This is a genomic window from Mesomycoplasma moatsii, assembly GCF_045276915.1.
In the GTDB taxonomy this organism is placed as follows: Bacteria; Bacillota_I; Bacilli_A; order Mycoplasmatales; family Metamycoplasmataceae; genus UBA710.
In genome coordinates, this window is sequence record NZ_CP174166.1 from 65,596 (window position 1) to 88,266 (window position 22,671).

20 protein-coding genes and 1 pseudogene are annotated in these 22,671 nt (G+C 21.5%); 10 read left to right on the forward strand and 11 right to left on the reverse strand.

The genetic code is table 4. The annotated features are described in order from the left end of the window. Nucleotides 1-46 precede the first annotated feature (46 nt). The 4 genes from cas9 to ACJA28_RS00335 all read left to right on the forward strand — a co-directional run bounded on the left by cas9 (nucleotide 47) and on the right by ACJA28_RS00335 (nucleotide 5,982). Nucleotides 47-3,766: a type II CRISPR RNA-guided endonuclease Cas9 gene (gene cas9, locus ACJA28_RS00320; RefSeq protein ID WP_022935210.1), complete on the forward strand. Its 3,720-nt coding sequence runs from the start codon at nucleotides 47-49 to the stop codon at nucleotides 3,764-3,766. Between the two features lie 259 nt (nucleotides 3,767-4,025). Beyond that, nucleotides 4,026-4,961 (forward strand): type II CRISPR-associated endonuclease Cas1, encoded by a 936-nt coding sequence (gene cas1, locus ACJA28_RS00325; protein WP_022935209.1) that lies wholly within the window; start codon nucleotides 4,026-4,028, stop codon nucleotides 4,959-4,961. A 19-nt stretch (nucleotides 4,962-4,980) separates the two neighbouring features. Continuing rightward, nucleotides 4,981-5,280 carry a CRISPR-associated endonuclease Cas2 gene (gene cas2 / locus ACJA28_RS00330; protein WP_406602233.1) on the forward strand — a complete coding sequence of 100 codons (300 nt, stop codon included), beginning with the start codon at nucleotides 4,981-4,983 and terminating at the stop codon, nucleotides 5,278-5,280. Next, nucleotides 5,281-5,982, forward strand: coding sequence for a hypothetical protein (locus tag ACJA28_RS00335; protein ID WP_022935207.1), 702 nt, complete (start codon nucleotides 5,281-5,283; stop codon nucleotides 5,980-5,982). It abuts the gene before it with no gap. Between the two features lie 167 nt (nucleotides 5,983-6,149). Here ACJA28_RS00335 and ACJA28_RS00340 read toward each other — a convergent pair. The 7 genes and pseudogenes from ACJA28_RS00340 to trpS form a co-directional block, all read right to left on the reverse strand. Continuing rightward, nucleotides 6,150-6,296, reverse strand: a pseudogene (locus ACJA28_RS00340) (nucleoside-diphosphate kinase); the annotation flags it as partial. Between the two features lie 61 nt (nucleotides 6,297-6,357). Continuing rightward, nucleotides 6,358-6,441: a nucleoside-diphosphate kinase gene (locus ACJA28_RS00345; protein ID WP_406602234.1), complete on the reverse strand. Its 84-nt coding sequence runs from the start codon at nucleotides 6,439-6,441 to the stop codon at nucleotides 6,358-6,360. A 259-nt stretch (nucleotides 6,442-6,700) separates the two neighbouring features. After that, entirely contained in the window at nucleotides 6,701-8,830 is a 2,130-nt protein-coding gene (locus tag ACJA28_RS00350) for a DUF262 domain-containing HNH endonuclease family protein (protein WP_022935206.1), read from the reverse strand. Between the two features lie 89 nt (nucleotides 8,831-8,919). Then, nucleotides 8,920-9,477 (reverse strand): DNA-3-methyladenine glycosylase I, encoded by a 558-nt coding sequence (locus tag ACJA28_RS00355; protein WP_022935205.1) that lies wholly within the window; start codon nucleotides 9,475-9,477, stop codon nucleotides 8,920-8,922. A gap of 90 nt (nucleotides 9,478-9,567) precedes the next feature. Next, nucleotides 9,568-10,770: an HNH endonuclease gene (locus ACJA28_RS00360; RefSeq protein ID WP_022935204.1), complete on the reverse strand. Its 1,203-nt coding sequence runs from the start codon at nucleotides 10,768-10,770 to the stop codon at nucleotides 9,568-9,570. Between the two features lie 12 nt (nucleotides 10,771-10,782). Beyond that, nucleotides 10,783-12,564, reverse strand: a complete 1,782-nt coding sequence (dcm, locus tag ACJA28_RS00365; protein WP_022935203.1) for a DNA (cytosine-5-)-methyltransferase — start codon at nucleotides 12,562-12,564, stop codon at nucleotides 10,783-10,785. Nucleotides 12,565-12,641: 77 nt separating this feature from the next. Continuing rightward, nucleotides 12,642-13,634, reverse strand: a complete 993-nt coding sequence (trpS, locus tag ACJA28_RS00370; RefSeq protein WP_022935202.1) for a tryptophan--tRNA ligase — start codon at nucleotides 13,632-13,634, stop codon at nucleotides 12,642-12,644. Between the two features lie 43 nt (nucleotides 13,635-13,677). Here trpS and ACJA28_RS00375 point away from each other — a divergent pair, with 43 nt between their 5' ends. Further along, nucleotides 13,678-14,073: a hypothetical protein gene (locus ACJA28_RS00375; RefSeq protein ID WP_022935201.1), complete on the forward strand. Its 396-nt coding sequence runs from the start codon at nucleotides 13,678-13,680 to the stop codon at nucleotides 14,071-14,073. Nucleotides 14,074-14,136: 63 nt separating this feature from the next. Here the strand turns inward: ACJA28_RS00375 and ACJA28_RS00380 are convergent, their stop codons facing one another. Next, a complete protein-coding gene (locus ACJA28_RS00380) occupies nucleotides 14,137-14,346 on the reverse strand; it encodes a hypothetical protein (RefSeq protein WP_022935200.1) in 210 nt (69 codons plus the stop codon). A 69-nt stretch (nucleotides 14,347-14,415) separates the two neighbouring features. Here ACJA28_RS00380 and holA point away from each other — a divergent pair, with 69 nt between their 5' ends. Continuing rightward, nucleotides 14,416-15,351 (forward strand): DNA polymerase III subunit delta, encoded by a 936-nt coding sequence (gene holA, locus ACJA28_RS00385; protein ID WP_022935199.1) that lies wholly within the window; start codon nucleotides 14,416-14,418, stop codon nucleotides 15,349-15,351. Here holA and plsY read toward each other — a convergent pair. Both plsY and ACJA28_RS00395 read right to left on the reverse strand, forming a co-directional pair. Next, the gene (gene plsY / locus ACJA28_RS00390) at nucleotides 15,348-16,121 is read right to left on the reverse strand and encodes a glycerol-3-phosphate 1-O-acyltransferase PlsY (protein ID WP_022935198.1); all 774 of its coding nucleotides are present in this window, start codon (nucleotides 16,119-16,121) and stop codon (nucleotides 15,348-15,350) included. The genes holA and plsY overlap by 4 nt on opposite strands. A gap of 2 nt (nucleotides 16,122-16,123) precedes the next feature. After that, the gene (locus ACJA28_RS00395; RefSeq protein ID WP_406602235.1) at nucleotides 16,124-17,086 is read right to left on the reverse strand and encodes a UTP--glucose-1-phosphate uridylyltransferase; all 963 of its coding nucleotides are present in this window, start codon (nucleotides 17,084-17,086) and stop codon (nucleotides 16,124-16,126) included. 104 nt (nucleotides 17,087-17,190) lie between these two features. Here ACJA28_RS00395 and ACJA28_RS00400 point away from each other — a divergent pair, with 104 nt between their 5' ends. Continuing rightward, nucleotides 17,191-18,075, forward strand: a complete 885-nt coding sequence (locus ACJA28_RS00400; protein WP_022935196.1) for a hypothetical protein — start codon at nucleotides 17,191-17,193, stop codon at nucleotides 18,073-18,075. 9 nt (nucleotides 18,076-18,084) lie between these two features. Here ACJA28_RS00400 and ACJA28_RS00405 read toward each other — a convergent pair whose 3' ends face one another. Next, nucleotides 18,085-18,945 carry a Cof-type HAD-IIB family hydrolase gene (locus ACJA28_RS00405; RefSeq protein ID WP_033379039.1) on the reverse strand — a complete coding sequence of 287 codons (861 nt, stop codon included), beginning with the start codon at nucleotides 18,943-18,945 and terminating at the stop codon, nucleotides 18,085-18,087. Nucleotides 18,946-19,027: 82 nt separating this feature from the next. On the opposite strand from ACJA28_RS00405, the gene ACJA28_RS00410 reads away from it, so the two are divergent. From ACJA28_RS00410 to tilS, 3 genes are read left to right on the forward strand one after another with little or no spacing between them, the layout of a single operon-like run. Continuing rightward, nucleotides 19,028-21,190, forward strand: coding sequence for an AAA family ATPase (locus ACJA28_RS00410; protein WP_022935194.1), 2,163 nt, complete (start codon nucleotides 19,028-19,030; stop codon nucleotides 21,188-21,190). 9 nt (nucleotides 21,191-21,199) lie between these two features. After that, on the forward strand, nucleotides 21,200-21,757 hold the full coding sequence (pth, locus tag ACJA28_RS00415) for an aminoacyl-tRNA hydrolase (RefSeq protein ID WP_022935193.1): 558 nt from the start codon (nucleotides 21,200-21,202) through the stop codon (nucleotides 21,755-21,757). Nucleotides 21,758-21,763: 6 nt separating this feature from the next. Then, entirely contained in the window at nucleotides 21,764-22,627 is an 864-nt protein-coding gene (gene tilS / locus ACJA28_RS00420; protein WP_022935192.1) for a tRNA lysidine(34) synthetase TilS, read from the forward strand. Nucleotides 22,628-22,671 lie beyond the last annotated feature (44 nt).

Genomic DNA, 22,671 nt, shown 5'->3' on the forward strand with positions numbered 1-22,671 from the left:
TTTCACATTATATTATAAAAAATAGAAAAAAATTTAAGGAAATAATATGAAAAAGGTTCATTTAGGTTTAGATTTAGGAATTGCTTCTATAGGTTGATCTTTAGTTGATGAAGAACAAAAAATATTAGCAACAGGATCTCATTTATTTTCTAAACTTTCAGATCCTCAAAATAATAAAAAATACGGCGAAGGTATTAGAGGTTCGTATCGTCGTATACGAAGAATGAACAATCGCAAAAAACAAAGAAAAATAGATTTTTTAAACATGATTGATTTATATAATGATAATCATCAAAATAAAATTAATTCAATAGGAAAAGAATCAAAATTTTATAAAGCTCATTATCAAAATATTTTTGGTTTTACTAAAGAATATTCTTCATCAGATTTTTTATTTAAAGATGCAAAAAAATATAATGTTTATCAAATTTGAAAAAAAGGTTTAGAGAAAGAAATAAATCCAAAAGAGTTATTTGTTTTTCTATATTTTAAGCTAGGAATGAGAGGTGTATTTTTTAAAAAATATGATTTTGATAAAAATACATATACATATGAAGATTCTTTATTAAAAAATATTTTTGAAAATAAATATTTTTTAGAAAACCAAAAATATAGAAATAAATCTAATGGCGATTATACTTTTTCAATTGAATGAAATTGATTTGATATAGAAAAAGTATTAAAAAATTGCTCATATATAAGCGAAGAATTTATAAATGACTATAAAAGTATTTTTATGAGACATAGAGATTATGCTTATGGTCCAGGATCATTTAAACAATTAAGCCCATGAGGAGTTCAAGAATTTGATGAAAATAACAAACCATTATATACATTATGAGAATCGAAAATAGGATTATGTCCTATTTCATTATCTTTAAATCAAGGCGACAAGAATAAAACAGAAAAAAGATTAAGTCAATATCTTTTTATTTCTGAATTAACAAATATTATTTCTCAATTAATTTATATAAGAATAGGATTAAGTGTTTCAAATACCGAATATTTATCAAAGGATCATATTATTAAAGTAATTAATAAATCAATTAAAGAAGATAAAAAGATTAATTTAAAAATGATCTGTGATATTGTTGGTAGTGGAATTGATAAAGATAATATTTTTGGTTTTCCTACTGATAAAGAAGATCAAACAAAACCAAATTTTGAATCACTTTCAAAAATAAGAAATTATTTCCACAAAGAAAAAATAATAGAAATGAATTTGGATAATTTTGATATTGAAAAAATATGAGAAACAATTGTTGAAATAGATAAAAAAAGATTTGAAATTATCAAAAAATATTATGAAAATCAAAAAAATAATCAAGAATCAAAAAGTTATAATGAATTAGTAAAAAATAATAAAGATTTCAAACAATCAAAAAATGAATTAATAAATTCTTTAAATAAAATTGATTTTGTTGAATATAAAATAAATTATGATAATTTAGCCAATTTTAATTCCATTAATGAATCAAATCTTTTTGGAACTAGAAATTTTGGATGAAGCGCTTATTATAATTATTTACAACATTTTTTTAATGAAGATCAGTTTTTTAAATCTATGTCTGTTTTTTATAAAAATGAAATTTACAGAGGTAAAAAATATTTATATTCTTTTAAAAAATCTAAATATTTACCTGAGGATATGTTTAAGAATTTAGAATTTATTTCTCCAAATGCAAAAAATACTATAAAAGAAACAATAAGAATTATAAATCGTATTCTTAAAATGCATATTTATAAAAACGATTTAAATCTAAAATCCATCATTATAGAAACAACATATGATTCTGAATCAATTAAAGATTCATTGTTATCAGAAGAGCAAGGAAAAAGAATAAGTCAATTACAAAAATTTAATGAAGATAAAAGAATAGAAGCGATTTCTTTTTTGAAAAAAGAAAATTTAGATTTTTCATCTGAGAGCATGATTGAAAAAACAAGACTTTATCTAGAACAAAATTGTAATGATGTATATCAAAATAAATCTATTACACCTAGAGAAATTAAAGATTGTCAAGTTGATCATATTATTCCTTACGAAATATCCTTTAACAATAATTGAGAAAATAAAGTATTAACTCTAAGAAATAGTGAAAAAGGCAAAAAGATTCCACAAACTTTTTTATCAAAAGATGAATATAATAATTTAAGTATAAAATGAAGAGAAATTTATGGTATTAAGAGTTCTAAAAATGATGAAAAAGAAAATAAAAAGATTTCATTTGAACAAAAAATTAAAAATTTAAAATATAAAAATCTAACAATTTCTGAAATAGAATTAGAAAGAAAAAATTTTATTAATTCAAATTTATCTGAAACAACATATGCAATTTCTAAATTTAAAGAAGGTTTAGATTTTTGGATTGAAGAAATTAAAGAAAATAACGATATTTTAGAATTAAATAGACTAAAAGATTGTGATATTAGAACTATAAGCGGCTTCCAATCACAATTATTAAGAAAAGAAATTTTTAATTTGCCTAAAAAAGATAGGAATATATCAAACCATCATTCTCATGATGCATCAATGATAGCATTATATTCTTCTATAGGTGTAGTAGATGATTTTTATGATTCGATCAAAAAATCAGGTTATGAATATGTTAAAGATAGAATAAAAAGAATTAAATATAACAATTTTGATCAAAACAAATTTTTGAGTATTAAATATTTAAAACATAATTTAAAAGAAAATCTTCCATTATTAAAAAATGAAATATTAAATTCTAATTGTTTATTTAGTTTCAAAAAAATTACAATTCTTTCAAAAGAATTTAAAAATAAGACTATTGAAGAAAAATGAGAAGAAATTAGAAAAATAAATCCAAAACAAATATTTGCAAATGAGTTACCAAATTCTCATATTGAAATTGATAATAAGAAATATCAAATAAATAAATTAAATTTATTAGATGAAAAATCAGCAAATAAAATACATTTAATTTTTAAAACCATTCATGAAAAAGTAAATAATTTAGAAATTAAAAATGAAAAGAACATTAAAAAAATAATTAAGGAATTTTGTAATCAAGAAAACAAAGATTGTGAATTCAAGAAAATAATTACTTCAGAAAATATTATTTATGATTTGTATTTATGTATTAGTTCATCTTTTGAAAAAGGAACATTTGATAATGATATTAAGGAATACAAAATTTTATTCAAAAAATATAATTCAAATTTAATAAAAGAAGTTTTAAAAATTGATAATGATAAAAAATATAATAATTTGATTTCACAATATGTGGTTATTCTAAAAAATAATAATTCTTTATTAAAAATTAAAAATATTAAATTAATAGATTTGAAATTATATCATCCAACTTTTGAAAAAGAAACTTCTCTTATAACAAATTCGAGCGAAAATAAGCAAATTTTTAATTTATTAAAGAGAAAAGAAATGTTGAAAAACACATCATTGTTTGGTGATCAACTTAAATTTTTAGCTATTATAAAATTTATTGAAAATAATAAAGAAAAAATTGATTGTTTTAAAATAAATCAGTTAAATAAAATTGTAAGATTTGATAAAAAAAATAAAATTGTGAATATTTTTTTTATAGATATAAATAAATGATTTTTAATAGATAATGAAATTTATAGAATTTCAAGTTATGACATTGATAATAATAGAATAGAAATCAAATGTGTATCAAATATAAATGTTAAGTTTAGAAAAACATTATCTGCTTTAAGAAAATCCACAAATGAATTAGAACAAAAAATATACCGAAAAATTTTAGATAATAATATAATTTAAATTTTAGTACTAGTTTTTTGTAACCAAAATGTTCTGGGTCGTTAATATAAGATATAAAAGCGTTTTTGATCAGTACTAAATTTATGTAAGCATTAATTATTCTCTTTATTAAGAGAATTTTTTTATTTTTTCAAAATAAAATAAAAAAGAGTCAAACGACTCTTCAAACGGGACTAGCCCTTATTTTTAGTCAATAACTAAATTTATGTAAGCATGTAGGTTACCCTACAAAATAAATAATATCAAAAAAGGATAAAATATGGGTTGAAAAATATTAGAAATAGAAAAACCGTGTTTATTAAAAACTTTTTATAATAACCTGGTTATTATCAATGAAAAAAGATTGACAATATCTATGAATGATATTGATGTTTTGTTAATTAATGAAAACAAAATTAATGTAAGTATTAATTGTATTAATGAATTAGTAAGTAATGGTGTTTGCATAATACTATGTAATGAAAAGAAATTGCCTAATTCTTATATTCTTGGATATAAAGTTCAAAAACAAAGTTATGTAAATTTTCTAAAACAACTAAAATGAGATGAATCGTACAAAGAAAAATGTTGAAATTGAATCATGAATATAAAAATTCAAAATCAATTAAATCTTCTAGAAACTTTTTTTACAGATGTAACAGAATGAAAAAAAGAATTGAAAAATAGAAGTAAAAATCAAAAATTTGATTCACAATATGAAGCTTGAGTTGCTTCTTTTTTCTTTAAGTCTTTATATGGTTCATCATTTAAAAGAAAAAATGAAAATACTGTAAATGCTTGTCTAGATTATGGATATACAATATTGACTAATATGGTTGCTAGATCAATTGTTAAAAAAGGTTTGCATTGTAATATTTCTTTCTTTCATGGAAGCATATACTCTAATTTTCCATTAGCATATGATATTGTTGAAATATTTAGAATATCTATAGATTTATTTGTTAAAAAATTATTTGAAGATAATTTAATTAAAGTAAATGAAAATAATTTTAATCAAGATATTAAATATTGTTTAACTGAGTATATTGCAAATTTTAAAATTCTAATTGATGGTAAATATGAATTTATCAATAATGCAATAGATAAAGTTATAGATTGAATTATTAATCAAGATTTTAAAGATCATCAAATTGAATATAACTATATTTTAAATTCAATTAATCAAAATGAAACATCAATTGAATTGAACCAGTAAATTTAATGTTATGAGAGTAATGTTAATGTATGATCTTCCTAACTCAACAAGTGAAGAAAATCATTATTATTCAAAATTTAGATCTAATATCATTAAATTAGGTTATATTCAATTACAACAATCAATTTATGTAAAAATAATTCAATCAAAAACTTTAAGTAACTCACATGTAGAAAAAATTCGTAAAATTATTCCGCCAAAAGGGAATATTAGAATTTTTATAATGACAGAATATCAATTTGAAAGAGGACTAATACTTTCAGGCGAAATAAATGAAAATGAAATTATTAATGATGATAAAAGATTTAGGGTGATATAGATGACAAATGTTAATACCATAAATTATGATTATTTTAAAAAGAAAGAAAAAGAAGAAATAAAATCTAATGTTATTTATGCATTTAACATAAATGATCAAATAGCTTTAATTAAGAATAGTCAAAGCTTTTATTATGAATACTCTGGATTTAAAATAATAAAATGCTTAAATACGAATAAAGCTATTAAAGAAATGTTATATAAAGATAATATTTATTCAAATATTAAAATGAATGATACATTTTTAAAACAAAAAGATATTATTTTAATTTCTCCATTTACAAAAATTAGTGATATTTTATCTTCTCGCATTAATGCAAATCTTCATAATTGATTAAAACAAAATGAATTGATGAACATAAATATAGAACTAGAAAATTTTGTTTCTTCCAAATTGCAAAAATTTGAAAATGATTTAGAACAAATAGTAGATTATGACTTTTCAAAATGTGATCTAATACATTTTTTAAATATTAAAGATGAATTTATTAGTGAATCAAACATAGAAAAAATTTTTAACATATTAAAAACATTTGATAAAAAATTTTTGATTATTTTTAATGACATTAATTATCTATCATATGAGTCATTATCTAAATATTTTCAATTCTTTAATTTTTTATATTTTGTAAATTCTATTGATGAAGACTATAAAATAATTCAAGACTTTGATGATTATTTAATTGAATTTGATATCTTGTAAAACAAAACTTTAAACATCTATATGTTTATCTATTAATCTTTCATAATCAATTATTTCATTCTCTTTAAAATAAATAGATGTTTCACATTTTGCTTTTTCAGGAGAATCAGCGATATAAATTATATTTAACTCATACTTGAAGAAAAATTGCCTCTAATAGTTCCTGGTTAAGATTTTGTTGGATCAGTAGCTCCAGTTAATAATCTAATAATTTCAATAGTCTTATTATCAGAAACAACCACAGCAATAACAAAACCAGAACAAATATAATCAATTAAATCTTGAAAAAATGATTTATCTTGATGAATGTCATAATGTTTTTTTGCTTATTCTTTTGATACAAATAAAATTTTCAAAGTATTTATTTTTAAACCTTTATTTTTCAATTCGTTTAATAATCTCGCCAATTAGCATTCTTTCAATGCCATTTGGTTTAATCATAACAAATGTTTTTTTCATATAAGAAGCCCCAAATTGATAAAGATAGTAATATTATAAAACAATTAAAAAACGAGAATCTTACTAATATAAAATAATGAGTTGCTTTATTTAAATTATTTTGTAATTTTTAAGATTGACTTTCTTCATTCTTGGTTACTAAAGTTTTTTACATTAATTAAATAATAATCTTGTAATTTTTTAGACTTTTTTTATATTTTGAACAATATTTGTCATAAAAATTACTAATTTTTGTAATCAAACTTAACTATCAAAAAAATTAATTATTACAAAAATCAGCAATTTCATTAATTAAATGCTTGTTTTGTTTAATAAAACTTTTAACTCATTCTTCTGTTTTATTTTTGTGTATTTTTTCTAATCTTAAAATTTTGAATATAGACCAAATTGTTCAATTATTATCTTTTAATTTATTATTTTCAGTAGGCACATTGAAAATTCTTTTTGCAATTGTAGTTTGACTTTGGTTGTAAAAACAATATTCATAAATTGCATCACAAATTTTTTCATATGTAATCTTTATATTTAGTTTTTGAGTATTTGTTTTTATTGTGCTTCAATATTTTGATTCATCATCTATTTTTTTAATATCTCTATTTTCAACTAATCATTCTATGTCACTTTTTTCTAAAGGTTCATTTAATTCTAAAAAGATACTATCAAGATTATATATTTTATTTATTATATTTACCAATCATTTCATTCTTTCTTCAATGGAATTAATATCTCAATATTCTTTCTTATTTAAATAATTGTTAATAATAAATGTTCCTTTTTCTAACAATTTATTTTTTTTAATTTTAAAAATGCTATTTTTTAATTCGTTGTTTAATTTTCCAGGTAAGATTGTTAAATTTCCTAAAGAATTAACATAATTATCTATTTCATATTCATTTAAATCACTATCTTCTAAAATTCATTTTTCATAATTTTGTGGAAGAATATGTTCAATACTAATTTTTGAATATTTACTTGTGTTTTTGTTGTTTTCTTTTTCATTTAAATATTCATCTATTCTAATAAGTAGTTTTTCAGTACTCTTTTTCTTGTTGTTATATATATCAGTGGCATCAATTATCGCTTTTAAAAAGGTGTTTTTAGAAGGCATTTTAGTATTTAAATCACTATTTTTTTGATCAAAATATAAGGTTTTTAATAAACTTGTTGAATATGAATATTTATTATATGTTTTGATTTTATTGTGCAAAGTGGGTATAAATCTACTTAAATCATTAGAACGCATATTAGTATATGTTCTAAATAGAGAAAATGATTCAATTACAAGTAAAGATTTTTCAATTTCTTGTTCTTGTTCATCATTAAAAAATATATCCAAAGAATATTTATTATAATTTGAATTCTTTTTAAGAATGTCAATAATTAATGTTATAAAAGTATCAAATTGTAATCCAATTATTCTCATTGATTTATAAAAATTATATTTTTCATTTTCTAATTTAGTTTTAATAAATTTGTAATATGATGAGAATTTGATAAATTCATCAAACATTTTGTCAATATTTTCTTCATAATTATCTTTATAAATTTTTTCAAATTTTCTAAATAACATAGTTGATTCAGATTTTTCAAAAATACCTGTTTCATAAGCGTTAAATAATCTAATTAATTCATTTAAATTAGAATTTTTTTTCTTATTATCCAAAGGTTTGTCTGTTCCTTCATCTATTTCTAAATAATTTGAAATTTCATTAATTATTTTAAGTTTTTCTTTTATTTGTTTTTCATTTAATTCCATTTTACTAAAAATAAAATTTTTCACCAAATCAAATGCATTTAACGGAAGACCAGTTGAATTTATATTTGTAAATAAACGATATTCATCATAATCTTGAGTAACAATTACTAAAGAAAAAATGATTTTTTCAAATATTGAAATAAACTTTTCAATATCTTTAACATTCATTTGTTTAAATCGTTCATTGATTATTAAGAAATTTTGAACATATCTAGAATTTGGATATTTATTTTTAATTTCTAATAATTCATTTTCTTCTCTTGTTTGTATTAATTCTTGTAATATTTCTTTATCTTTTAAATTATTTGAATCAATTTGATAATTTTCAATATTAATAAATTTGTCTTTTTTATTGTTACTTTTTAAAAAATATTTGAGATATTTTATGATCAATAAAAATGTACTAATCCTTTGTTGTCCATCAACAATTTTTTTAGAATCAAGATGGTTACATAAAACAATAGAACCACAATAATATTCATTGGATTTATTTGATATTAAATCATAAATTAGTCTTTCAATTTCTTTTTCTCCTCAATCATAATCTCTTTGATAATATGGAATTATAGAACCATTGGTTTGATCTAGCAATTCATTGATATTTACTTTTTCAATTTTTATATTGTTTGACATAATATAAAACAGTTTACCAGAATAAAAAAAAAAAAAAAGAATGACAAAATTTTAAAAAATTGCAAAGTTTTAAATTTTATTTATTTAAATTATTTATATTTTTGATTTTTATACATAAAGCATTTTTTCTCATGAGAATAAATAATTCCTATTGCTTGAAGAAAACTATAAACTATAGTACTACCAACAAATTTCATTCCTTTATTTTTTAATTCTTTAGAAATTAAATCTGATAAATGAGATTTGCTTTTATCAATTTCATAAATTACTTGATTATTTGTAAAATGTCAAATATAATTAGCAAAAGAATTTCATTCTTTTTGTATAGAAAGAAAAATTTTTGCATTATTAATTGCTGCTTCTATTTTTCTCTTATTACGAATAATATTTTTATTATTTAATAATTTTGAAATTTTATTTTCTTTGTAATTAATGATTTTCAAAATATCATAGTGATCAAATGCTTTAGAAAAACTATCTCTTTTATTCAAGATAATTTCTCATGATAAACCTGCTTGAAACATTTCTAAAATTAATAGTTCTAAAATTTTTTGATCATCATGTTTAGATTGCCCTCATTCTTTATCATGATATTCAACATATTTTAGATTATTAGTATTACATCATTTACATCTAGTTTTGTTCATATATTAAATTACTTAAGCATTTCAAAAATACTATCTATAAGCTCATTTATATTATTGACATTAATTTTTAATATAAAACTAGCAAATTCTTTAACATCTTCATTTGATATTAAAATATTTTTTATTACTTTTTTTTTGGTCTTTTTCTAACGCAATACCTTTTGTTAGCATTTTGTGACAAATAGGACAAAGTTTTACTAAATTCTCTAGAACATCAAATTCTTGTCCGTTTGCAAATGGGATGTTATGATGAATTTCAAAATAATATTTATTGTTTTTTGCATGTATAAAACTTCTATCATTTATATTGTATCTATCAAAACATCCAGAACATTTATCATCTTTTACAATCCTACACATTTCTTTAACAAATATATTCCTTTTTGTTTTAAAATTTTCATTATTGCTTGACATTCCTAATTTTGCTTTTAATACTTTAACTTGAAAATCATTTAATTTTTTGTTTAAAACATTGTCTAAATAAAAATTGACACGATAATTAAACATTGATGATTTATTTATAAATTGTTCAATATTAGTTAAAGATTTGAAATAGGTAATGTATTGATTTTTTTTATCAATACTTCTATTATTGTCAAGAAGTATTTTTTCTTTATATTCATTTAGAATTCCAATATTCTTTATATATCAATCTAGTTTAATTCTAAGTTGTGTATTTCTCTTGTTAATTCCTGTTTTAAATTGTTCTTGTAATTCTCTAAAATTTATATTTAAACAATTTCCTGGAACCGACATATGATCAATTAAAACTATTGCTCTTTTTAATTCAGAAATTGAATCATAGAAATAATCTATAGATATGTAATTCCTAGACAAATCAATACTTCCCCGAGTTTCAATAAAACCTCTTATAAAATTTTTTTTATTTTCATTTAATTTATTCTCGTCTATATATTGTTGTACTAAAAGATTAAAATGAATCATTTGTAAAAATTTTTCTTTTGTTATGTTTGAGTCATTGATGATAATATATGAAGATTTTAAAGATGATAAATTTGCATCTCAAAAAATATCTTTATAATTTTCTTTCCTAGTTTTTTCATTTATTCATTTATTATTTTTGCTTTGTGTATAAAAATTTAAACTTTCTATATATTTTTCAACTAATATATTGCTTAACTTAGTTTTTGTTTTTTTTGATTCTTTGAAACTTGATGGAATTAAAAAATATTTATTGCAACCGGAAACAATAATTCTACTAAAAATTGCTCCATGTAGAAATGGAGAAATTTGAATAAAAGGATTGTTAATTAATTCACTAACTTTCTGCATGTTTTTTGTTAATTATACTTGATTTTCTTTTATTCTATTTTTTGCAATATTAAAATAGTTTTTTTCTTTTTCGATTCCAATAAAAAATCTCTTATTTTTAATGCAAGCAACTCCTGTTGTTCCACTACCCATAAATGGATCGATTATTATGTCATTTGGATTTGTATGTATTTTTATAATATCTTCCATTAATTTTAAACTTTTTTGAGTTGGATGCATTGTTCTTTCTTTTCCTGAAACTACAGGATATTCAAATATAGATCTCAAATAAGGTTTATTTGCTGGTTTGTTAAAAACTCATTTAGATTTATTTTTTACAGACCAGATAGCAAATTCTAAATCTTGAACATATCTTCTTTCAACATTCCTTGGCATTGGATTTGTTTTCTTCCAAATTAATATATCTTTAACAGTTGTTCCGTTTTCTTTTAATATTCTAGATATGTTGCTAATTTCAAGGTAAGAACAAAAAATTATAATAGATCCATTTTCTTTCAATATTTTTAAGTAATTAGGTATTCAATTATATAAATCGAATTTTTCATCTCAATTACCAAAATAAATACCTTTTCTATTTTTTAAAGTATCAAAATTGTTTTCTTTAGAAATTTTATATGGCGGATCCGTTATTATGTGATTTACTTTTATTTTATTTTTAATTAGTTCTTTTATAAATAAATTTGAATCTTTATTGTATAACTCATATTTTGTATTATTTTCATCAATATTTTTTCTATTATATACTTTATTAATTTCTTTTCCTATTTCATAGGAAAGAAGCGGAGGAACAGCATTTCCAATTTGTCTACAAATACTTGTTTTATTACCTAAAAAAATAAAATCGTCGCTAAAACTTTGCAAACGAGCAGCTTCTCTTGGTGTAATAGCACGATTTAAAAAAGGGTGAGAATTTCTTCCGTTTGAAGGCGTATCAAATCTTGTATCTATTGTAGGACTAACTTCATTTCATTTTAATCTAGATCAAGTTGTAGAAAATTTTTGTTTTCCTCACATTTGTTTTGGCAAAGAATTTTTATCTCCCTCTGGCGGAATTAAACTTAATTTTTTTAAAGCTATTTTAGAATGATTTGTAGCTATATGATTAAATAATTTTTTAGACCCCTTCCTTGCACAAAATTGAAAATCACTATTTGGAAGTTGTTTATATTCAGATTCATTCTTTCCTTCACCAGAATTTAGGTAAGCTAAATCAAAAATTGCGTCTTTTACAGTTACTATTTTTGATTTTTTCTCTGGAAAACTAATTATATTTGATTTAGAACCAATTATTATTGTTCTTTCTCTATTTTGTGGAACTCCATAATCTTTTGCATTTAGTACATCGCAATTTAATATATAACCCAGTTTATTGAATTTTTTTTCAATTTCTTTAATAAAAAAACCATTACAACTATAGAACATATTTTTTACATTTTCTATTATGATAATTTCTGGTTGCAATTTTTCTACTATTTCTATAAATTCAATAAAGAGAAAATTTCTCGGATCATTTAGACCTAAATTTTTACCTTTTAAACTAAAACCTTGACAAGGCGGGCCACCAACAATCATATTTACTTTTTTTTCTTTTGATTTTTGAATTATCATATCTTTAATATTTTTTTTTGTTATATCACCTACTAAAATTTCTGTATTTTTGAAATTTTTTTTAAAAGTTTCGGCAGCATTTGAATCAAAATCTACAGCTAAAACCGTTTTAAAATTTTTATTCTTTTCTAAACCGTTTGAAAGTCCACCTGCTCCGCAAAACAAATCTAAAATATTAAAATCCATAATGCATGTAATTTTATATTATTTTTTTGAGGCAAGCAAAAAAAGTTCCTCAAAAAATATAAATTTAAAATAGAAAATTATTTAATTCCAAATGCTTTTTGAATTTTTAAAAGATTTTGATTTGCAATTTCTCTAGCTTTGTTTGCTCCATTTTTTGCTATTTCATCAATACTATTTAACACTTTATTATATTTTTCTTGAAGTTGTTCTAAAAATTCTTTGACTACACTTCCAACTTCTTCTTTCAATTCTTTGTAATCTTTATCTTTAAAATATCTTTCACTTTCTTCTAAATTAATATTTTTTAAAGAAGCATAAATAGTTAGTAGATTCAAAACTCCTGGTTTATCTTCTGAAATATAGATTTTATTTTCACTATCAGTAATTGCTTTTTGAATTTTTTTATAAGCAACTTCGGGTTTGTCTAATAAGTAGATTGAAGCATTTTCATTTTTATCTGATTTTGACATTTTATTTTCAGGGTTTTGTAATGATTTAATTTTTGCTCCAAGTTGAGGAATAATAGGTCTGGGTTCATTAAAATCTAGATTATATTTTTTATTCATTCTTTTCACAAGTTTTTGGCACAATTCAAGATGCTGTTTTTGGTCAATACCAACAGGAACATATTTTGGATTATACAAAATAATATCAGCAGCCATTAATGCTGGATAAACAAATAAACCTGTTGGTATCATTTCAGTACCATTTTCTTGTTTAACAATATTTTGAGATTTATCCTTGAATTGAGTCATTCTTGATAATTCTCCCGTGTTAGTAATAGTTGTTATTAATCAATTTAATTCACTATGAGCACTTATATCTGATTGGTAAAATAGAGTTACTTTATTAGCATCTAACCCACAAGCTAAATAAAGTGCTAAGATATTTTTTTTATTTTCTTTTAAAATTTTTGGATCGATATAAGTTGTTAAAGCGTGAAGATCTGCAACAAAAATATACATATCATATTCATTTTGCATTTTAATCATATTTTTGATAGCACCTATGTAATTACCAAGCGTTAATTTACCAGTTGCTGTAATCCCTGTAACAACTTTTTCTTTCATAGATAAATTATTATATATAATTTAAAAAATTGAGGTAACAATTATGAAAAATATGACTGCTAAAGAGAAATTTTTGTTTATATTCTTACAAATAATAACTTTAGGTTTAATTTGAATTTATTGAAAAAAGCAAGCTAAAAAATATCAAGTGGAAAATACTTTATCTCAAGAAATTAAGGTTGGTATTAACGTAATTAAATTGATTAAAGCAATGGGTGGCCCAAATAACATAAAAGAAGTAACTAACACACACACAAAAGTAAAAATAATGTACAACATAAGACAAAGAGTAGAATTAGAAGAAATAAAAAATATTTCAGGAATAAGTGGTGTTTTTATGAATGATGAAGCTGTAACAATTATTGTCGGGAATTCAGCAGCATCTGTTTGTAAATCAATAATTTACAATACTAATTTAGAGCAAAATAACAAGAATTAAAAATTAATTTCAAATAAAAATGTCCATTTGGACATAAATTTTATTTTTTCTTAATTTTTTTATTTAAGCTTTAACCATTTTTGTTTTAGAAAGAGCATAAATAATAGCTCCAATAACTGGTGGAATAAAGAAAAACACAATGTACCAAATAAAACTTTTAAGGTTAAAGATTTTTATTAGTAAATAAACAACCCCTCCAATTATAGCTCCAAAAATAAATGAACATAATGTTCCAACAATTGTGATTTTGTCGTTTGTTTTAACTTTTGACATAATAACCTTTCATTTAAATTTAATCAAGACAATTTTACTCCTATTCTTTGATAATGATAGAATAAAAGAATGATTTATTATTTGTTTGGGAATGAGAATTATTTGATTGATCAAAAAATTCAAGAAATTATTAGTCAAAATCCTGAAAACCTAATTTTAAAATTTAACTCTGAAGTAAAAATTAATGATGTTATTAATCAAATTTCAACCTTTTCTTTATTTGATACAAATAAAATTTTAATTTTTAATAATTTTCCTTTTTTATTAAAAGCAAATGAAAATGAAAAAGAAGCTATAATTGATGCTCTTAACTTTAAACCAAATTCAACATTAGTCATTTTTACTTCAGAAAAAATAAATGAAAAAACAAAATATAATGATTTATTGAATTTTTTAAAATCTAAAGCAATATGTTTTGAATATAATGAATTGAGTGATAAAGAAATTGCGATTGAAGCAAGAGAAAAAATAAATAAATTAGGTGCTTCAATTAGTGAAATTGATTTGTTTTACTTTTTATCAAAGATTCCGAATAAATTATCAATTGTAATGCAAGAAATAGAAAAATTAGTTTCACTAGATTTAAATATTTCTCGAACTAACATTGATGATTTAGTTCAAAAATATGATTTAAGTTCAGCTTTTGATTTTATTAATTCCTTCCATGATAGAAATGTAGAATTGCTTTTTAAAACTTACTATGAAAAATTAGCTCAAGGAGAAACAATTCAAAATTTTATTAATCAAATAACTAATGTTTTAGAAATTTGTTCAAGAATTTATTCATTGAAAAAATTAAATTATGATGATAAAAAAATAAGCGAAACTTTAAATAAGCATATTTTTGTAGTTAAAAAGAATTCTCAATTTTTAAATGCTATTGGATATTTAAAAATCCAAAAATATTTAGATTTAATTTGTGAAATTGATTCTAAAATTAAATCTGGAGTTTTAGATGATAGAATAGGGTTTGAAAGATTTTTACTAGAAACATTAATAAATTAATCAAAATTATTTAAATTTGTTGCATCATCAATAATTGAAGTATTATTATCAACAACTTTGTTTTCTGTTATTTGTTTTTTTATATTCATATCATTTATATTATTTTTATTTTTTGATTTGAATTTAAAATCTATTTTTGATTCTTTGTGTTTGATTAGTCTTAAGATGTTTTGTCAATGACTAACAGCAACAATTACTGATCCTAATGATAAAAATAAAGGATTAATTCAAAATTGTCCATATGTTATTGTTGTGTCAATATGATTAAAGTATGGACAAATAAAACTTAATAAAGCAATAATAAAAGGAACGGTTATTGATCCTAATGAAACATATCTAGTAATTCCAACAATTAAGAAAAATAATATTGTGCCAATAATAGCAAGAAACAAGCTAATTGAAGCTATCATTCCTAAGAGTGTTGCAGCACCTTTCCCACCTTTAAATTTAAAATATATTGGGAATATGTGACCAATGATAACAAAAAGTAAGATTAATTGTGGCATCAAACCACTAAAAGATTCATTTTTATCTTGCATTAGACCTAATGCAAAACCAAGTCAAAAACTTTTAGAAGTATCTAAGATAAAAACAAGCAATCCAAATTTAAAACCGTGAACTCTCATTGCATTAGTTGCACCAGCGTTACCAGAACCCATTTTTCTTATGTCTTCTTTTTTAGAATTAAATTTTGTAAGAATAATAGAAAAGTTTATTGATCCCAGTAAGTAAGCAAATAATATTCAAAGAATGTTATATAAAGCATTCATATCTATTTTTTGTTTTTCCTTTTTTTATCATTATTTTCGCTATTATCAAAATTTAGTTCGGAAGTATCTTGATAAATGCTTGCAGCAATTTTTAAAATGTGTTGTTTAATAGCATTTGATATTTCTTTATTTTCGATACCATAATCTATTGTTGCTAGAGCAAAACCTTCTATTGAACCAAGATCATATCTTGTTCCATCAAATTCATAAGCATAAATTTTTTCTTCTTTTAAATAATCTGCAAAGCAATCAACAAGGTTAATTTCTTCTCCTTCTTCTTTAGGTTCTAATTTTTCTAGGTACTTAACAATTGAATAATTAAAAATGTAACGACCTAGAATAGCTTTTCGAGAAGGAGCTTTGTTTGCTGAAGGTTTTTCAATAGCTCCAGCTATTTCAAATATTGTATTTTCTTTTTCTTTTTCATTTTTTGGTTTGACAATTCCGTACTTGTTTAATTTTTCATAAGGAACAGTTTGAACACCTACAATTGAAGATTTAACTTTTTGATATTCATCAATCATTTGCTTAATAACAGGAACATCTGATTTAATTAAATCATCACCAAGAATAACTGCAAAAGGTTCGTCTTTAAAAAAACGTGCTCCAGTTAAAATAGCATGTCCTAGTCCAAGTTGTTCATACTGGTATACAACTCTAATAACTGCTTCACGATTTGTTTTTTTAACATGTTTTAAAAGTTCTCATTTATTTTTAGATTTAAGTTCTTTTTCAAGAGGAATATTTGGTTCAAAATATTTCATTATTTCTTGTTTTCTTGTTGAAATAACTAAAATTATTTCTTCGATACCAGAAGCTATTGCTTCATCAACAAGCAAATCAATAGAAGGACGATTCAAAATCGGAACAAGTTCTTTTGGTATTATTTTTGTCATTGGTAAAAATCTAGTTCCTCATCCAGCAGCAGGAATAATTAATTTTTTGATTTTTTGTTCATTTTTCATACTTAAAAATATTAGCATTTTATTTGCTTTTTCAATAATAATAAACTTTAAGTTTATAATTAAACAACAAGTTTTAATAATTTTAATCATAGTGAGGCTTTATTATGAATAACAATTTAGAAAATAGTCATTTTGATTATAATGAAGATCTAGATAGCAAAGAAACGCAAAGAAGAGAAAGACATAATTTTTATAATAGTGAAGATTTGTTTGAATACTATGATGATTTTAATAGTCAAGAGTTTACTAATGAATATTTAACTCCTTCGAACGCAAATAGTCAAAAAATTAATGAAGCCATAAGAAGAAGACAAAGATTAGGAAAAAGTACGAAGGAAATTGTTTCTGCAAAACAAGTTGAAAATACGATAGATGTTGTTTGTATCACTAAAACACTAACTAAAGTTTGAAATACAACAAAAACTAATATAAATACACAAGATATTAACCCTAAGAATCAAGATTTATATGTTAAAAATACTCGAGAAATTGAATTAAATGAAAAAATAATTAATTCTTTAACTGAAAATGCAAAAACTTCATTTGAAAAATTGAATAAAAAATATAAAATGTGTATTGCAAAACTTGAAGAAGTTATCAATTATTTTAGAACAACCGATTCTGACGGTTTTAAATGAAGTGAAGATAAATTAAGAAGTGTTAATGAAGAAAACATTGTAAAAATTAAATACGAATTTAAAAATTGAGTAAATGAAAATCAAAATAATCTTGAAGAAAAAATGTTAAATAAAAAAATGGTAGATTATTCAAAAAGATTAGATATTGAATATAGTGAATTAGACAATATTTTAAGTGAGTTAAAAAAATTCTTAAAAACCAAGAAAATAACTTCAGAAAAAGAAGTAGAAATAAAACCTAAACTTTCAAAAAACCAAAAAGTTTGATTTATATCTCTTTTAATAATTTTATTTTTATCAGTTATTATAGTTGTTGTTTTATTGCTATTGTTTCTAGTTTTTAAGATTTAATTTAGTATTTTATTTGTATTTAATTTTTTTATCTAAAAAATCAATAATAAATTGACCAACCCCTCCATCTTTATTTGTTAATTTAGTAATATATTTTGCTTTCTTTTTAATATGGTCATCCGCATTCTTCATAGCAACAGAATGATGTACAGTAACTAACATTTCTTCATCATTAAATGAGTCACCTATGGCCACTGTGTTTTTAATTTCAATGTCATAATATCTCATTAACAATGAGATGACTTTTCCCTTATCAACACCTATAGCAGAAATATCAAAAATATAAGATTTTCCCGGTCCTTTTGATCAATATGAAAATGATGCAAGATCAGAATATTTTTGATTTAAATATTTTTTTAATTCTTTTGCATCAGTATCTTCTTTTATATCTAAAACAATACCTGTTGGTTTTAAGGGAATTTTATTAATATTGATACCAATATTTAATTTTGGAAATTTATGAAAATTAAAAATCTGTTCTAATTCTTTATCTCTTTTTTGTAACTGAACTCAACCAGGACCTTCAATTGCGATATTTTTAATGTTAGATTTTACAACAGGATCACCAAGAATATAAAGAATTTCATTTAAGTTAATGTATTTAATGTAATCAATAAAAAATTCGTCTGTTGGGTTATGAATATGAGCGCCATTTAAATTAGCAATAATTGTATTTAAACCTAGTTTTTCATAAATATTTTTTGACCCAATTCAAGGACGTCCTGTTATCAAACAAACAATATGCCCTTCGTTAATAGCTTTCTTAATTCCTTTTTTAGTAATGGGATGAATTTCATTTTTAGTACTAGAAGTTAGTAAAGTACCATCTAAATCTATAGCAAATAAGTATTTTTCTTTCATTTTTGACATATCAAATAAATTATAAATTAAATAAATTTTAAGAATTAATCAAAGTTTGAGTCTTTTATTTACAATTTAGTTAAGCATAGTTATGGAAATAAAAATTAAAGGTAATTTCAAAAAATTAATTTTTTCAAATAATAGTAATTTTTTTGTCTATTCTTTCAAAATTTTTTCTAATCAAAAAGAAGAAAAAAACTTGCTCGATATTGGCGATACATCTTATATTAATTTAATTTCTAAAACAAATGATATTGATTTTTTATTAGATTATGAAGTTAATATAAAGAAGGAGATACGTCCTAATTCAAAATATAAAATTAGTTATTTTGTACACACCAAAGAAATAATTGTTTTAAATGAAGATGAAGCAGTAATTCGTTTTTTATCTTCTTCTCTTTTTAAAGGTATTAGTTCCAAAAGTGCAACTAAATTAGTAAACGAATTAGGACCTAATTTTATAGATAAGATAGATAAATTTGAAAATCAAGTAAAAAGTATTGTTGGTAATAATAAAGCTAAAATAATTATCGAAACATTAAATAATAAAAATGAATTTAATGAATTATCAAAAATTTTTATAAGTGAAAATTTATCTATTTCAATTTTAAATTATTTAAATGAATCTAAAAAAACTAAATTAAAAGATTTTTTTGAAAAAAATATTTTTGATTTAGTAGAAGAAGATGTGTTTTTTGATTTTAATAAAATTGAAAAAATAGCAAAAAGATTTTTTTTAAATTATTCGATAGAACTTTCAAATAAATACTTAATTTTATTTGAAATAAATAAATTAGAAAATTTAGGATCTACTGTAAATCAAATTGAAGATATTTTTAATAATATAAATCAATATCGTTTAATAGGCATTGATGAATTTAAAAATCATTTAAAAATTCTTTTGAATGAAAATAAAATTATCATTCATGAAAATAAAAAAAGTTTAACTTCGTATAAAATGTACCAAAAAGAAAAATTTATTTGCAAACAGATTAAAAATTTAGCATTTAAAAATTTGGATTATAAAATTAATAAAAAAGAAATAATTGTTGATAAATTAGATGAAAATCAGCAAGAAGCGATTATTAAATCATTAAACAATAATTTTTCTATAATAACCGGAGGTCCTGGTACTGGAAAGACTTTGTTAATTGATCTAATAATAAAGAATTTGAAGAAACTTGGAATAAAAAATATTGAATTATTAGCTCCAACAGGGAAAGCTGCTACTCAAATAAGTTTTAGAACTAATGAAAGCGCAAAGACATTTCATTCTTTTTTAAAATGAAATCAAAAAACATTTGAAGTAAATAAAACTAATCCTTCAGATGCTGAAATCATTATTATTGATGAATTTTCTATGATAGATATAAATTTACTTTATTCGTTACTTATAGCATGTCCAAGATTAAAACATTTAATTGTTGTTGGTGATAAAGATCAGTTACCTTCAATAGGACCAGGATATTTATTAAATGATTTTATTGATTCAAATAAGTTTAATGTCACAGCATTGGAAAAAATTTATCGTCAATCAGAAGGTTCATTAATATCTAAAAATTCGGTGTTAATAAAAAACAATATTTTTCCTTTTTTTGATGATAATGAAAGTCAATTTATTGATATTGAATCATTGAATTTTAATATTAACGAAATACTTGAGAAAGATATTAAAAAACATTTGAATTCTAATTATGATTTATTAGATTATCAAATTCTGATTCCTATGTATAATGGTAAATTTGGTATTGATGAAATAAATAATATTTGTCAAAAATATATAAATGAAAATAAAAATTATTTATTTAAGATAAATGAAAAAATTTATTTCAAAAACGACAAAGTTATTCAATTAGAAAACGACAACAACAAAAATATTTTTAATGGAGAAATTGGTTTAATTTCAAATGTTAAAAATAAAGAAGATAAATTAGATGAAATAGACAAAATTTTTGTTGAATTTTCAAATAAAAGAATCGTTGAGTATAGTCCTAGCGAATTTACTAAAAATATAAAATTAGCTTATGCTATTTCTATTCACAAATTCCAAGGAAGTGAATGTTCAAATGTTTTGTTAATTTTAGCCCCTGAGCACCAATCCATGTTAACTAAAAAATTATTTTATACAGCTTATACAAGAGCAAAAAAAGAGATAAAAATTATTTCATCAAAAAAATTAATTCAAAAAAGTATTGATACAGATTTTGATTCATTTAGAAAATGCAATATTTTAAAGTTTTTAAATGATTTATAATACATACTTATGAAGTTAATTGTTGGTTTAGGTAACCCAGGAGACGAATATATTGACACAAGACATAATATAGGTTTTCAAGTTATTGATCAAATTGCAAAAACAAACAATATAAAAATTAATCAAAATAAATTTGATTCATTAATTTATGTGAATGAAGATTTTATTTTAATGAAACCTATGACTTTTATGAACCTTTCAGGAGAAGCTGTAAAAAAAGTAATGGACTTCTATAAAATATCACACAAAAATATTTTAGTTGTTTGTGATGAATTAGATATTAAGGTTGGTCAAGCAAAGATTAAATTATCAACTTCTTCAGGTGGACACAATGGAATTAAAAGTATTATTGAAAATTTAAATACTTCAGAGTTTTATCGTTTAAAAATTGGTATTGGTCGCCCAAAAACAAAATCTGAATCAATTTCTAAATATGTACTTAACAAATTTGATGAAAAGCAAAAAAATATCATTCAAAAGGTTATAGATCAAGCAACTGATGCAATTATGAGTTACATTTATAATGATATTAACTATGTTATTAACAACTTTAATAAAAAAGGATAATAAAGTATGAAATTATTAGCTGTTAGTGGTGGAGTTGATTCAATGCTTCTAGCACATAAATATAGAAATAAAAATGTTATTTTAGCTTATGTTAATTATAACGTTAGAAAAGATACTCATATTGATCAAAAAATTGTGGAAGAATTTGCAAAAAAAAACCAATTAAAATTAGAAAAATTAATTTTAAAAAAAAGTGTTAAACCAAACAGAAACTTTGAAAATTGAGCTAGAGAAATTAGATATGATTTTTTCAAAAAAATTTATCAAAAATATAATTGTTCTCAATTATTAATTGCTCATCATAAAGATGATTTTTTAGAAACTTGTTTAATGCAAAAAGAAAAAAACAAAGATAAACTTTTTTATGGAATAAAAAAGAAAACGACTTTTAAAAATATGAAAATAAATCGTCCTTTTTTGTTTAAGTACTGAAAAACAGAAATTTATGATTTAGCAAAAAAAATGAATATTCAATATCACGATGATTATACTAATTTTGATTCAAAATATAAAAGAAATGAAATTAGAAATAATTATTTGAATAATCTAAGCATAGATAAAAAAGAAAAAGAACTTCATGAGTTTTTAGAATTAAATAATAAGAATAAATCAAAAATAGCAGAGATAAAAAATGAATATAAAAAATGAAGAAAAACTTTTTTTAATACCAGGACCTTTATTAGTTTGTCGTTTAAAGATGAATTAATTAAACTTTTTATCAATAGAAGATCAACAAATGTAAATTTAAGCAAAAACATTATTTCTAACATTATTTTGTTTATTAAATCTAGAAATAACAGAAAACAATTTAAGTTATCAAAAAATGTTTTTCTTATCAAAAAAAATAATAAACTTTTTTTAGATAAATAAAAAGTCAGGTTTTGCTTTTAATTGACTAATAATTCAATTCTAAA